This window comes from Paenibacillus sp. FSL R5-0475 (genome assembly GCF_038004585.1).
Lineage (GTDB): Bacteria > Bacillota > Bacilli > Paenibacillales > Paenibacillaceae > Paenibacillus_AQ.
The window spans coordinates 6,126,930-6,140,060 of sequence record NZ_JBBORK010000001.1; the positions used below are offsets into that span (position 1 = coordinate 6,126,930).

14 protein-coding genes are annotated in these 13,131 nt (G+C 44.6%); 12 read left to right on the plus strand and 2 right to left on the minus strand.

The window, feature by feature from the left end; all coding sequences use genetic code 11:
• Positions 1-19: 19 nt before the first annotated feature.
• Entirely contained in the window at positions 20-721 is a 702-nt protein-coding gene (locus tag MKX41_RS27465) for a DUF1361 domain-containing protein (RefSeq protein ID WP_076285900.1), read from the plus strand.
• Here the strand turns inward: MKX41_RS27465 and MKX41_RS27470 are convergent.
• Entirely contained in the window at positions 718-1,035 is a 318-nt protein-coding gene (locus MKX41_RS27470; protein WP_340973973.1) for an MGMT family protein, read from the minus strand. The two genes, MKX41_RS27465 and MKX41_RS27470, sit on opposite strands and share 4 nt — an antisense overlap.
• A gap of 220 nt (positions 1,036-1,255) precedes the next feature.
• On the opposite strand from MKX41_RS27470, the gene MKX41_RS27475 reads away from it, so the two are divergent.
• The 11 genes from MKX41_RS27475 to galU all read left to right on the plus strand — a co-directional run bounded on the left by MKX41_RS27475 (position 1,256) and on the right by galU (position 12,101).
• On the plus strand, positions 1,256-2,806 hold the full coding sequence (locus MKX41_RS27475) for a spore germination protein (protein WP_340973974.1): 1,551 nt from the start codon (positions 1,256-1,258) through the stop codon (positions 2,804-2,806).
• Positions 2,803-3,966, plus strand: a complete 1,164-nt coding sequence (locus MKX41_RS27480) for a Ger(x)C family spore germination protein (protein ID WP_076285899.1) — start codon at positions 2,803-2,805, stop codon at positions 3,964-3,966. The genes MKX41_RS27475 and MKX41_RS27480 overlap by 4 nt, the downstream gene beginning before the upstream one ends.
• On the plus strand, positions 3,959-4,171 hold the full coding sequence (locus MKX41_RS27485) for a hypothetical protein (RefSeq protein WP_143759527.1): 213 nt from the start codon (positions 3,959-3,961) through the stop codon (positions 4,169-4,171). The genes MKX41_RS27480 and MKX41_RS27485 overlap by 8 nt, the downstream gene beginning before the upstream one ends.
• A 23-nt stretch (positions 4,172-4,194) precedes the next feature.
• Positions 4,195-5,304 (plus strand): GerAB/ArcD/ProY family transporter, encoded by a 1,110-nt coding sequence (locus MKX41_RS27490; RefSeq protein ID WP_340973977.1) that lies wholly within the window; start codon positions 4,195-4,197, stop codon positions 5,302-5,304.
• Between the two features lie 126 nt (positions 5,305-5,430).
• On the plus strand, positions 5,431-6,057 hold the full coding sequence (locus MKX41_RS27495) for a hypothetical protein (protein WP_340973978.1): 627 nt from the start codon (positions 5,431-5,433) through the stop codon (positions 6,055-6,057).
• A gap of 19 nt (positions 6,058-6,076) precedes the next feature.
• The gene (locus MKX41_RS27500) at positions 6,077-6,373 is read left to right on the plus strand and encodes an antibiotic biosynthesis monooxygenase family protein (protein WP_042184604.1); all 297 of its coding nucleotides are present in this window, start codon (positions 6,077-6,079) and stop codon (positions 6,371-6,373) included.
• A 14-nt stretch (positions 6,374-6,387) separates the two neighbouring features.
• On the plus strand, positions 6,388-7,206 hold the full coding sequence (locus MKX41_RS27505) for a phosphotransferase family protein (protein ID WP_340973979.1): 819 nt from the start codon (positions 6,388-6,390) through the stop codon (positions 7,204-7,206).
• A gap of 28 nt (positions 7,207-7,234) precedes the next feature.
• Entirely contained in the window at positions 7,235-7,780 is a 546-nt protein-coding gene (locus MKX41_RS27510) for a DUF1697 domain-containing protein (RefSeq protein WP_340973980.1), read from the plus strand.
• Positions 7,781-7,998: 218 nt separating this feature from the next.
• The gene (locus tag MKX41_RS27515) at positions 7,999-10,110 is read left to right on the plus strand and encodes a glycosyltransferase family 39 protein (RefSeq protein WP_340973982.1); all 2,112 of its coding nucleotides are present in this window, start codon (positions 7,999-8,001) and stop codon (positions 10,108-10,110) included.
• 78 nt (positions 10,111-10,188) lie between these two features.
• Entirely contained in the window at positions 10,189-11,169 is a 981-nt protein-coding gene (locus MKX41_RS27520; RefSeq protein ID WP_042184612.1) for a glycosyltransferase family 2 protein, read from the plus strand.
• A gap of 20 nt (positions 11,170-11,189) precedes the next feature.
• Positions 11,190-12,101, plus strand: coding sequence for a UTP--glucose-1-phosphate uridylyltransferase GalU (gene galU / locus MKX41_RS27525; RefSeq protein WP_340973984.1), 912 nt, complete (start codon positions 11,190-11,192; stop codon positions 12,099-12,101).
• 374 nt (positions 12,102-12,475) lie between these two features.
• On the opposite strand, the gene MKX41_RS27530 is transcribed toward galU, so the two are convergent.
• The gene (locus tag MKX41_RS27530; protein WP_042184618.1) at positions 12,476-13,042 is read right to left on the minus strand and encodes an FAD-dependent oxidoreductase; all 567 of its coding nucleotides are present in this window, start codon (positions 13,040-13,042) and stop codon (positions 12,476-12,478) included.
• Between the last annotated feature and the right edge of the window lie 89 nt (positions 13,043-13,131).

The window sequence follows — 13,131 nt, forward strand, 5'->3', positions numbered from 1 at the left end:
ATAAGGAGAATATAAGCTCATGAAGGAATTGCATTATCCGAAGGTGTTTATGCTCTTGGCAGGTCTGTCTGTGGCGACATTGGCCGTATATCGTGTAGTGTCACTACAGACGGATTCGTTTTATGCATTTTTACTCTGGAATTTATTCCTGGCTTGGATTCCGTTCCTGTTCTCTATGGCTGCTTATGAACTGGATAAAAGGAAGATAGGCGGCTTGCTGCTTGTTCCGCTAGGCGTCGCTTGGCTGCTGTTCTTTCCGAACGCGCCTTATCTCATGACGGATCTGGTGCATCTGACGATAAGAAAAAGCAGATATATCGTGGATGGCACCATTCAGAATCGGTATTGGTATGATCTGGTTACCCTCTTATTGTTCACTTGGAGCGGCTGGTTGACTGGTTTCTTCTCTTTATACCAGTTCCAGACGGTTGTTTATCGCAAAAGCAGCCTGCTGTTCTCTTGGATATTCGTATTCGCAGCATGTGTACTTGGGGGGTATGGTGTCCTGCTTGGCCGAGTCTACAGGCTGAATAGCTGGGATGTACTGACGGACCGGCATCAGTTGTACCAACTGGTTATGGACAGCTTGAATCGACAGTCGGTATTTTTCAGCTTGTTCATTGCGTTTGTATTGCTGGTTATCTACGCTACGATGTACTGTTTGCTGAATGGTCTTGGAACCAGTGAAAGAGGAAGGGGCGCTAAGCGCATACGTGGTTAATCCATAATTTCCGGATCAAATTGGTATTGCTTCAGATCTACCACACCTTTTTCATTAAAAATAATCCCTTCCTCCTGTAAATAAAGCTTCTGGAGGGAGTTGGATTCATCTTCAGTCAAGGCGATCATTCCTTTGGCGTTGATAACCCGATGCCAGGGAAGCTTATATTTTCTACTCATGGAGTGAAGGATACGAACTACCTGCCTTGCGCCTCTTGGGCTTCCTGCCGCACGAGCAACGCCTCCGTAAGTCATCACTTTTCCTTCAGGTATAGATTGTATGATACGAATCACTTGTTCTGTAAATGGTGTCATAGGGAGCTCCTATCTCTTATTTTCATCAAATTATACCAGATGATCACTACAATCATAAACATTCAACATGCCGCTGCTAAAGCGGCTTTTTTTATTTTAACAGAAGGAGTTTAATCTCCTTTGCGAAGAAGTTGATCCCTTTTAAGTATAATTTTGGCGGATAGTATTTAGTGAGATGGGGGATAATTTCTAGGAAACTATTGTGACAGGAGTGACTACTGTGGAGAAACAGACAGCAAATGGTAACCGCAAAGATTCCCTGAAAAATACGACGTCTGGACAGACTCCGAGTACGTCACTAGATGAAATGATGAATCTGTTTCGACAAATATTCAAGGATGATGGAACACTTAGAATAAGGGTGATAAATAATGAGGGCAGTGAAACTCTTCGTTTTGGGTTAGTTAACGTTGACGGGATGGTTGATAAGCATATGATTCAGGAGGGTGTTATTAAGCCATTGATGGCTTTTGACTTCACCAGAATGGATTATGGCAACCCAGCGGAGCTAATGGAGAAAATTAGGACGCAGGTCATTAACATTTCGGATGTAGTTGCCTCTACAGATTTAAATGAAATGATCAGTGCGATTATAGCTGGCAAGACCTTATTACTGCTGGAGGGCTATGCGGGTGTTCTCAATATTAATGCACAAGGCTGGGATAAAAAGGCTATTACGGAGCCAGTGACCGAGAAAAGTGTTTATGGCCCGCGGGAAGGATTTACAGAATCGCTGATAGTTAACCTGACCCAAATCCGCCGAAGAGTACAAGATTCCGACTTGAAGTTTATTTTTAGCAAGATCGGATCACGTTCTAACACACAGATATGCATTTGCTATATGGAAAGCCTAGTATCACCAAATATTGTTAAAGAATTGCAGGATCGGCTTGGGCAGGTAGATATAGATGTTGTTCTCGATACGTCATTTCTTTCGGAATTAATAAGAGACGAGCCATATTCACCTTTTGAGATGACAGGAAGTACAGAACGCCCGGATTCCGTAGTCAGTAAAATAATGGAGGGCAGAGTCGCCTTACTTATGGAAGGTAGCCCGTATGCGATGACTGTACCCTATGTATTTGTGGAGAATTTTCAAGCGAGTTCGGACTATTATATTAACTTTTATTTTGGTTCATTCAACCGAATGCTAAGAATGGTTGGAGCTTTGCTGTCTGTTAGTATTCCGGCTCTATATGTGGCCTTGGTAACTTATAGTCAGGAGATGATACCCACCCAGTTATTGCTCAGCATTTCTACTGCGAGAGTAGCAGTCCCCTTTCCTACAGTAGTGGAGGCCATATTCATGCTAACCATATTTGAAATCCTAAGAGAGGCGGGCGAACGGATTCCTACCTATATTGGGCAGGCGATCAGTATCGTGGGGGCGCTTGTGTTGGGGCAGGCGGCTGTGGAGGCAAGATTAGTGAGTGCCCCAATGATTATTGTAGTCGGTTTAACAGGGATCATGACGCTGCTCAATCCAAGGCTGACGGGTCCGTTAATCATAGTAAGAGCAGTTCTGTTATTTGCAGTTTTTTTTCTAGGGATTTATGGATATTTTCTTGGAATGCTCGGTTTAGTGGTTCATTTGATGAGCCTTCGCTCCTTTGGGGTTCCTTATATGCTAGGGATAGGTTCCATCCGTCCGCAGGACATTAAGGATACAGCTATCAGAGCGCCGTGGTGGCATATGTATCTACGACCGGCAATGATCGGGGCACGAAATATGAAGAGAAAAGGGTCCAACAAAATAGGGAGACGACCATGAACAAGTGGAAAAGGATGGTTCTTGCCATTGTATCTTTGATCGTGCTTATGAGTACTGTGGGTTGTTGGAACTACATTGAAATTGAAGACATGTCAATTGTAGCCGGGGTGGCGATTGATAAAGGGGCATCAGATGGAAAGCTGTTAGTAACTGCTGAAATTGTGGACACGAAGGAAGGCTCCAAATCAAGTCAGGCTGGCTTTAAGATGCTTTCTCTCACGGGGGAGACGATGTTTGATATTGTGCGAGGAATGATCTCTATCACAGGGAAAAAATTATTTTGGAGCCATTCTAAGGCGATTATCCTCAGTGAGGAGATCGCCCGAGAAGGGGTTATCAATATTATTGATTGGTATAACAGAGATACAGAAACTAGATCGGATGTATATATATTTGTCTCCAAAGAGAAGACGGCCCAGGAAATCATCAATCTAAGTAGTTTAACGGAAAGTATTATGGCCTATGCACTTGCACAACAGATGAGATTTGAGAATAGTGTTAGTACTGCTCCCGTCGTGGAAATTTGGGATTTCATTGATAAGTTAGAGGCCTCTGGCGAATATGCTATAGCACCACTTATATATATTCATGAAACAAACAAGATAAAAAATGCTAGGGTAAGTGGAGCAGCGATATTCTCCATGGATAAAATGATCGGCACGATCAGCGGTGAAGAAACGAAATACATGCTGTTTGCCAATAATCAAATCAAGGGAGGGGTTTTAGCCGTAAATGACAAAAACGGGAAGCCCGCCTTTTCCCTTGAAATTCTGTCCAATAGAACAAAAGTAAAGCCGGTTTGGGTAGAGGGTAAGCTCCAAATGCAAATAAATACGCTAACGCATACTGGACTGGATGAGGTGAAGGTTCCGGAGGAATTCACTAACCGTGATAGCAAGAAAGTTATAGAGAAGCGGGCTGGGGAGGAATTGCAGAAGGCTATCCTTTCTGTTATCCATAGAGTACAGAAAGATTATCATGCTGATATTTTTGGGTTTGGTGAGCTTCTCCATGAGCAAATGCCACAGACCTGGAAGAAGATTGAGAAAGACTGGGGAAAGGAATTCTCTGAAGTGGAAGTCGTTGTGAATTCCGAAGTGATTATTGACAGTAGTGCGCAGACGTCAAGATCTATCAAGATCCATCAAAAAGGTGATTAAATTGGTTGTTGTGGTGGTGTTTATTTATGCGGTTATCGTATTGATTGATCCTTACGGACTGTTAAAACAGGGAATGAAACGGGATTTTTATGTCTGTTCCGCATTATGTCTAATTTCATTTTGCATTGCTTTTGCTTTGGCAATGAAGTGGTCGATCCCTAGTCCTTCACCGTTGCTGGAATTCTGGATCAAAAAGCTATTTTAGAGGAAAAGACTAAAAGGAGATAGATGATGAACAAAGAGATGATACCTACAGGCCATGCTATCAGTATTGCTGTCCTGTTTACTGTGGGTACTTCGATATTTATGGGAGTTCCGGAGGAATCCGGTAACAGCAATTGGATTTCCGTCCTTCTTGCCATGGTGCTAGTTGTTCCTCTTCTATTGATCTATGCCAGACTTCATCTTATTTTTCCAGGTAAGGATTTATTTGATATGCTAATCGCTGTGTTTGGCAAAGTCATCGGGCGATTCATCTCCTGTCTCTACATTTGGTATGCTTTTCATCTGGGGGCGCTAGTTCTCAATGTCTTTGGAGAATTCAGTAAGACGGTTGCCTTGACCGAAACTCCAATGCTTGCTCCTATGTTATGTCTTGGCCTACTGGGCGTTTGGGTGGTTAAGTCGGGGATTGAGGTGCTGGGGAGAAGTGCCAAACTTCTGCTTCTGTTCACCGTCGCTGTGGAGATAGTAATTCTTACACTAGCCATTTCCAAACTGGAATATCATTACTTTCTTCCTTTGTTCGATAAAGGTTGGCACCCGGTAGTTAGCGATACGCTGGGTCTGTTTTCTTTTCCATTTGCAGAGATTGTAATATTTCTGGGAGCATTCAGTAGTTTATCGGGTAAGAGCTCAGCGAAGAAAATTTTATTAGGAAATGTGTTGATTTCTGGGGTGGTTATTCTTATAGTTACACTGCGCAATCTGCTAATGCTTGGTCCTGAAGTACTGTCCGGTCAATATTTTCCCTCTTATGTGTCTGCAGGGCGTATTAATGTAGGCGATTTTCTGACGCGAATTGAAGCTTCATCGGCGGTTGCATTTGTAATCACAACATTCATAAAAGCGAGTGTATGTCTGTACGTAGCAAGCATAGGATTAGCTAAAGCATTCAAGTTAAAGAGTTATCGATCTGTTGTACTCCAAATAGGACTGTTAATGATTTATCTTGCGGATTTTGTGTACAAGGATATCATGGAGATGCAGTATTTTTCTTACCATATTTATAAAATCTACGCCTTTCCTTTTCAGGTAATTATTCCGTTGGTATTGTGGATTTGTGCTGAAATTAAGGTTAGTAAAAGTAAAAATAAGCAGGTGGCATCACAGCAATAGACCTACTTTCGAACATTCCTGATCTCTAGTAAAGATTAGGAATTCTTTGATTTTAAAACTAAACATAAGTTAGCTATAATGATAGATATATATAGAATGTTTGTTTTAGAAAAGAGGGAAACAGGTATGAACGTCAGCAACATCATTATGTCCTCTTATTGGGGTAGAGAGGTTAGACATAAATATATTACTCAAGGATCTAAGGCATTGGCTGTTATTTTTCCAGGTAAAAATTACTCGGCTGAACGCCCTCTGCTAGATTATGCGGCCAAAGCAGCTCGGGAACATAATTGCGATGTCCTGCTGCTTGAATATGGCTACCAGAGTGCTAGAGTAGGTTTTAAGCGTGATGAAATGATTATTCTCATTCAGGAATGTAAGGCGGCCATTGCATCTCTTCCTGAATACAAAAAGATTCTATTCATTAGCAAAAGTGTGGGTTCGGTCATAGCAGGGAGAATTGCAGAAGAGCTAGAAATACAGAAAAAGACGTCTCATCTATATATAACACCATTACCTGAGGCGATCCCTTTGATACATCAGAGTCGTGGGACTGTAATTTATGGCGGAAGCGACCCTTTATTTAGCGAACAGCTTTCTGGTGAAATTAGTGGGCTTCATCATTTAAAAGTGTATAGAATCGATGATGCTAATCATAGCCTTGAGGTAGAGCTGGTCAACGAGTCACTAGCCATTCTGCTTGTTATTATTAATTTTTATCATGAATTTTTCCGTGATGCTTTAAATACATAACCTTTGGAGGATGCTGATTATGATTTTGGAAGCTGCGATGCTGCAAGTGAAGCCTGGTTTAACTACTGAATTTGAAAAAAGCTTCAAGGAGGCATCAAGCTTAATTTCTTCGATCGAAGGCTACATAGGGCATGAATTGCAACATTGCTTGGAGGATGATCATAAGTATCTGCTGCTTGTGAAGTGGAGAACGCTTGAAGATCACACCATAGGATTCAGAGAATCCAGCCAGTATCAGGAATGGAAGGCGCTACTTCACCATTACTACGATCCATTTCCGGTTGTTGAGCATTTTACCCGCATTAATCTGGACTAAATGGAGGCTGGCGAATGAAGGCGAAGCTTGTTGGGGAAGGCAGAACAGCGGAGATCTGGCAGCATGATGATCAGAGGATTCTTAAATTGTACCTAGAGGATGTTTCAGAACAGAATATTAGCCGAGAATATAAGATCAGCCAGTTTGTGCACTCGCAGGGCGTCCGGACACCACAGCCATTTGAACTCATTTCTGAACAATCAAGACAAGGTATTGTATTTCAACAAATTAAAGGTCCCTCCCTGCTAAAGGTGATGGGTGAGAAGCCTTGGAAAGTTAGTAAGTATGCCAGAATGATGGCTAGGCTTCACTACGATTTGCATAAACTTGAAATTACTGAGGAGATTGGACAGCAGAAGGATATGTTGAAGTGGAATATCATGGGGGCTCCAATGCTTAGTGAAGATGAGAAGTCAGCCATCCTGCGCTATCTGGAGAAGTTACCACAAGGAACCTATTTATGTCATGGAGATTTCCATCCTGACAATGTACTTATGGATGATCAGCTCTGGGTAATCGACTGGATGACAGGTGTGGTGGGAGAACCAGCGGCCGATGCTGCGCGATCTGTAGTAATGTTCAGTATGGGAGCCATGCCCCCTGGAGCCTCTGCCTTATCGAGAATGATGATAGGTTTTATTAGAAAGAAATTAACCAAGGGATATATTCAAGAGTATCTCAGATTATCAGGACATACTTATGAGGACGTAGACCGCTGGATTTTGCCGATCGCTGCCGCGCGTTTGGTGGAGGGGCTTTCGCCTCCAGAGAAGGAGCTGCTGGTAAAAGAAGTTCGTAAACGTCTACAAACCTTAGCCGCAGAGGTAAGCTGATCATGGCACAAAAACGGAGGCGTATTCTATGACTACCTATATTGCGCTGCTGCGTGGAATTAACGTCGGCGGGAACAAAATTATTAAAATGTTGGACCTGAAGGCGATGTTTCGGACTCTTGGATTTGAAAATGTACGAACGTATATTCAGAGCGGAAATGTTGTATTTGAGAGTGATGAAGGTTCGGAGAGTCTGCTTACTGGAGTCATTGAACGTAAGATTCATGAGGTTTTTGGATTCGAGGTCTCTGTTATTATCCGTACCTTAGCAGAAATGGAGAACGTGATCGCTAACGATCCCTTTCAGCTCTCCGAGCCAGAGGAATTCAAAAGATGGTATGTTACTTTTTTACCAGTCGAGCCTTCAGCGGAAGCATTGGATAAACTGCGCACTTATGAGGATGGACCAGATAAAGTGCGTTTTGTCGGCAGAGAGATGTATATATTATATGAGGTCAGTGTGAGCCAGTCGCCGCTTTTCAAGGTTCCTTTTGACAGAATATTGGGTATGACGCTTACAGCACGTAATTGGAATACGGTGAATAAGCTCGTTACTATGGGCAGGATGGAATAGTCCATTTTAAAATATTTGCTTGGGTTGGGATTTGAACAGAAAGCCTCCACAGTTGTGGGGCTTTTTTTGCGTTCTGGCGGCCTTGTATATTCAGCAAACATTCAGCTTGGACTCATTGAGAGTTAAGGTAAGGGTGAAATAATACACCTACAGAAAGATTGAACCGGGGGCACAGAACTGCCGGAATATAGACGATCAAAGGATAGGAGTGGATGGAGATGAGTAGGTTCAAAAAAATAAGCTCGGATCTTATACTTTGGCTCATTTTATTACTTGCCGCTTTTTTGTATGGTTATGGAGTTTGGAACGACCACTATGTGAATACATACTACACCACCGCGGTGGGAAGTATGCTGCAGAACTTTCATAATTTCTTCTTCGCTTCATTGGATTCCGCGGGTTCAGTAACGGTGGATAAACCACCAGTTACCTTTTGGATTCAGACACTTAGCGCACTTATCTTCGGGCTGCATGGTTGGAGTGTGATTTTGCCACAGGCACTCGGCGGCGTGGGCTCCGTGTTACTTGTATACCTGCTGGTGAAGCCTACCTTTGGCAGAGCGGCAGCACGTATAGCAGCTCTAGTCATGGCGACTACTCCGGTAGCAGCGGCAGTCAGCCGGACGAACAATATTGATGCACTGCTTGTATTCACCCTTCTGCTCGCGGCATGGTTTTTATTTAAAGGGACGAAGAGCAACAAGATGGGTAGCCTTCTTACCGCATTTGCGTTAATCGGTGTTGGGTTTAACGAGAAGATGCTGCAGGCGTACATGGTTCTGCCGGCTTTTTATTTCTTTTATGTCTTAGCTGCCAAAGTGAACTGGAAGCGGAAGACGGGAGTATTGGCAGCCTCCACAGCAATATTGCTTGTAGTCTCCTTATCCTGGGCAGTGATCGTGGATTCGATTCCCGACAGCAAACGGCCTTATATCGGCAGCAGTGGTACCAATTCAGTGCTGAATCTTGCTTTTGGCTACAATGGCGTTGCCCGATTAACGGGGGATCGTGGGGCAGGTGGTGGTGGCGGTGGAATGCCAGGAATGAATGGCGGTGAGATGCCAAACATGAACGGCGAGATGCCAGCTATGGATGGGTCAGGCAGTAATAGTGGCACTGATGGTGAACGTGCAGCATTTTCGGGCCGGCAAGGCACAAATTCGACCTCGAATAGCCAGACTGGTGACGATGATGGAGGTGCACCAGGTCAGCCTCCTAGTGGAACAGACAGTCAAGGCCGGCAATTTGGTGGCGACGACGGCGGGCGAGGAAATCGCGGCGGCATGAATGGCGGTGGAAGCGTAGGCGGAATGTTCAATACAGGAACAGCAGGCCCACTGCGCCTGTTCCAATCAGAACTGTCAGGTCAAGCTAGCTGGATGCTGCCTTTTGTATTGCTAGGCATCATTGGATTATTCGCCAATCTGCGGAGAAAGAACTTTACTCAGGCTCATAAAGAAGCTCTCTTCTGGTTAGCGTGGCTGGTGCCCGTTATGGGGTTCTTCAGTATCGCAGGGTTCTTCCATCAATATTATCTGGTGATGATGGCTCCGCCAGTTGCAGCGTTAGTCGGTGCAGGATGGTCAAAGCTGTGGACGCTATATCGCGAGCACTCTGGTTGGCTGTCTTGGTTATTGCCAGCCGCAACGCTGGTTACAGCAGGTTTCCAGTGGTACATTGTTCATCCTTATAACGATACGATCGGCAGTGGCTGGTCCATTGGGATTTTAGCTGCAGGCATTGTGGTTTCGCTGGTACTGGTAGTTCTTAAAGGCAAGAAGAAATCCTTTATATATACGACAGGCATTGCAGCCGTATTAGTATTGTTAATTGGGCCGCTTTACTGGGCAGCTACCCCCATTACTTATGGCTTGAACAGTCAAACCCCTGAGGCGGGCCCGACTAGTAGTGAGGGTAGAGGGGGAATGGGAGGCAGTCCAAGCAATTTTGGACGTAATAGCGCCGCAAGTGCGAATGAGAGTCTGTTGTCCTATTTGGAGGAGAACAATACTGGGGAGCCCTATCTTTTCGCTACATTGGATTATGGCACAGCAGCTCCTTATATCGTTGACAAGGGTACATCGGTAGTTATTTTGAACGGATTTTCTAACTCAGACACCGTGTATACCCCAGATACCCTAAAGGCGTTTGTAGAGAGTGGAAAGGTGAAGTACTTCCTGATCAATAGCGGTGGTATGGGTGGTGGACGCGGGGGAAGCTCCGAGTTAACGACTTGGATCACAGAGAATGGTACAGAAGTTCCAGCAGCCGATTGGGAAGGAAGCGATGGAGGAAACAGCGGGACATTATACAAAGTTACTGTAAACTAGGCGAATGTTAATCCTATGAGGCGTGTTATGAGATAGATCAGGCACGCTTCATTATTCAAATTTAAGGAGGAGCTGCTCATGAGTACCAACGTGCGCTATTCCATTATTATACCGATGTTTAACGAAGAGGCGGTCATTCAAGAGACGTATCGACGTATCAAAAAAGTAATGGGTTTAACTAATGAAGTGTATGAGCTGATCTTTGTGAATGACGGCAGCACAGATAATTGCGCCCAGATGATTGAGGAATATAGCTACTGGGATGAAAGTGTGAAACTGATCGACTTGTCTCGTAACTTTGGACATCAGATCGCTATTACTGCCGGAATGGATTACGCCCTAGGGGATGCAGTTGTCATTATTGATGCCGATTTGCAAGATCCGCCGGAACTGATTCTGGACATGATTGCGGAATGGAAGCAGGGGTATGAAGTTGTATATGCCAAAAGGATAAAGCGAAACGGAGAATCCTTATTCAAAAAGTGGACGGCCAGTCTCTTTTATAGAGTACTTCGTTATTCAACCGATATATCTATCCCTGTCGATACAGGAGATTTTCGCCTCATCGATCGTAAAGTCTGTGAGGAGCTCAAACGCCTGCCGGAGAAAAATCGGTTCGTACGCGGGCTAGTCAGCTGGGTCGGTTTTCGGCAAAAAGCCATTGAATATGAACGCGATGAACGTCTGGCTGGAGAAACTAAATATCCGCTGAAACGGATGATCAAGCTCTCTCTGGATGGAATTACTTCCTTCTCTTATAAGCCGCTGAAGCTGGCAGGATACCTTGGCGCACTGCTGTCGGCCTCCGGCTTTCTATATCTGATGTATGTGCTATATCTGGTGATTTTTACGGATTCAGTCGTTAAGGGCTGGGCATCGATGATCGGAATCACACTGACCTTTAATGGCTTTGTGCTCATTATGTTAGGGATTCTGGGTGAATATGTCGGTCGGATTTATGATGAGACCAAGGGACGTCCGCTCTATATTGTTCAAGAGTTCTATGAAGGTAAGAAACAGCAGGATGTTCGTGAGCAGCAAGTTCTACATCGTCAATAAATGCAAGGGAGGGATTCGTTGTGAAGATTAGAAAAGCGGTTATTCCCGCCGCGGGTTTAGGCACTCGTTTCCTGCCTGCAACTAAGGCTCAGCCCAAGGAAATGCTGCCCATTGTGGATAAGCCGGCGATTCAATATATCGTAGAAGAAGCTGTTCGATCCGGCATTGAAAGCATCATTATCGTGACGGGCCGCAACAAGAAGTCGATTGAAGATCATTTTGATAAATCAGTGGAACTGGAACAGACGCTTTTGGAAAAAGGAAAAGAGGAGCTGCTTCGTGAAGTTCAAGCGATTAGCGAACTGGCCAGCATTCATTACATTAGGCAAAAGGAGCCGCTAGGACTAGGTCACGCCATCCTTTGTGCGGAACAGTTCGTTGGCGATGAGCCCTTCGCTGTTCTGCTCGGTGACGATATCATGATCTCGGAGGATCCGGCGCTGCTGCAAATGATGCGATTGTATGAACAAGAGGAGAAGACCATCGTCGGTGTTCAGCAGGTACCACGGCAGGAGGTTCATAAATACGGAATTATTTCATCAAGCGGTTCTCTACAAGGCGTCCATGAAGTTAAAGGTTTGGTGGAGAAGCCCTCCCCGGATACGGCACCTTCAGAGCATGCAATTATGGGGCGTTACATTTTGGAGTCTTCGATATTTTCAGTGCTGGCTAACCTTGAACGGGGAGCAGGCGGTGAATATCAACTGACTGATGCATTGCATGAGGTATGCCGTAATGAAGGTCTGCTGGCGCTAGATTTGATCGGTAAACGTTATGATATTGGTGATAAATTCGGCTACATTCAGGCTACGCTGGAGGTCGGATTGATGCGGGAGGAGTTGCGTCCATTACTGGTTCCGTATTTGCAGAAACTGGCTGCTAGTCTGAAGGAAAGTGAAGAAGTGGGGGCGTTACCTTGGGGTACACGCTAGTGATTAAAGGAGACTGTTCCAAACGATCCTAACATCGTCTTCGGCGGCGGTGGGATGATGTTTGGGGCAGTTTTTTTGCGCGTGGGGCGTTTACAGGGCAGTTGGGGATGAACAAATAAGTGTACTTTATACAATTAAAAAGCGCATCAGACTGCTACGTATCGACTTAGTTGCACTTGATACACTTATTTCTTCATAATCCAATGGAAACACTCTTTCCATCTGTTTTAAGTTGCATCAACTACACTTAAAAGAGTCATAGAGGGGATGAAGTATGAAATAGCTGCACCAAGTGCAGTTATTTTTTGCGATATAAAAAATCCGGAGGACAGATTCCTAAGAATCGTCTCCGGATCTATATTTTCAGTCATTGATTAAGCCTTTAGTACATCATGATCCACGTAACGCGCACCATTTAACTCGCTAATCACATTAATGGCTACCTTCGCGCCATCGCCTGCCGTAATAATGGCATGTACACTTACTCCGGCAACGGTACCTGCAGCCCAAATGCCTTCAATATTTGTTTTGCCTTCTGGATTAACAGCGACAACTGTCTTGATTCTTGGCTCTGTACCATCCTTAGTTTCCACGCCTGCTTTGGCGGCTAGATCGGTAAGGGCGCCTGTTGCAAGAATAACATGTTTGGCTTCATAAATGATTCCATCTTCGGTCTCAATGACAAATCCGTTGCCGCTGGAAGTGAGGTTAATAGCTTGTTCTGCTACCAGCTCAGCGCCGAATTTGACGGCTTGCTTATGTCCGGTTTCTACGAGATCAGGACCGCCTACTTCGGAAATTCCATAAAAGTTCTCAAACCATCCTCTACGGGTCATGCCTTTATCATTGTCGATCAGCAGCGTTTTTTTGCCCGCCTTGGCGGCGAACAGGGCTGCGCTTGCACCGGCAGGACCGGCTCCAATTACGGCGATTTCGTACATTTTTTTGACCTCCTCAAAGTTTTGTGAAGCAAAACTCGCATCGAAAGCATAGGCTTAAGTTTTGCGGAGCGATGCTCCTTAGAATGGAC

What these genes read in the sequence shown, in the direction of transcription:
- MKX41_RS27465 (WP_076285900.1), top strand. Translation starts at nt 20, where the DNA reads ATGAAGGAATTGCATTATCCGAAGGTGTTTATGCTCTTGGCAGGTCTG.
- MKX41_RS27470 (WP_340973973.1), bottom strand. Translation starts at nt 1,035, where the DNA reads ATGACACCATTTACAGAACAAGTGATTCGTATCATACAATCTATACCT.
- MKX41_RS27480 (WP_076285899.1), top strand. Translation starts at nt 2,803, where the DNA reads ATGAACAAGTGGAAAAGGATGGTTCTTGCCATTGTATCTTTGATCGTG.
- MKX41_RS27490 (WP_340973977.1), top strand. Translation starts at nt 4,195, where the DNA reads ATGATGAACAAAGAGATGATACCTACAGGCCATGCTATCAGTATTGCT.
- MKX41_RS27495 (WP_340973978.1), top strand. Translation starts at nt 5,431, where the DNA reads ATGAACGTCAGCAACATCATTATGTCCTCTTATTGGGGTAGAGAGGTT.
- MKX41_RS27500 (WP_042184604.1), top strand. Translation starts at nt 6,077, where the DNA reads ATGATTTTGGAAGCTGCGATGCTGCAAGTGAAGCCTGGTTTAACTACT.
- MKX41_RS27505 (WP_340973979.1), top strand. Translation starts at nt 6,388, where the DNA reads ATGAAGGCGAAGCTTGTTGGGGAAGGCAGAACAGCGGAGATCTGGCAG.
- MKX41_RS27510 (WP_340973980.1), top strand. Translation starts at nt 7,235, where the DNA reads ATGACTACCTATATTGCGCTGCTGCGTGGAATTAACGTCGGCGGGAAC.
- MKX41_RS27515 (WP_340973982.1), top strand. Translation starts at nt 7,999, where the DNA reads ATGAGTAGGTTCAAAAAAATAAGCTCGGATCTTATACTTTGGCTCATT.
- MKX41_RS27520 (WP_042184612.1), top strand. Translation starts at nt 10,189, where the DNA reads ATGAGTACCAACGTGCGCTATTCCATTATTATACCGATGTTTAACGAA.
- MKX41_RS27530 (WP_042184618.1), bottom strand. Translation starts at nt 13,042, where the DNA reads ATGTACGAAATCGCCGTAATTGGAGCCGGTCCTGCCGGTGCAAGCGCA.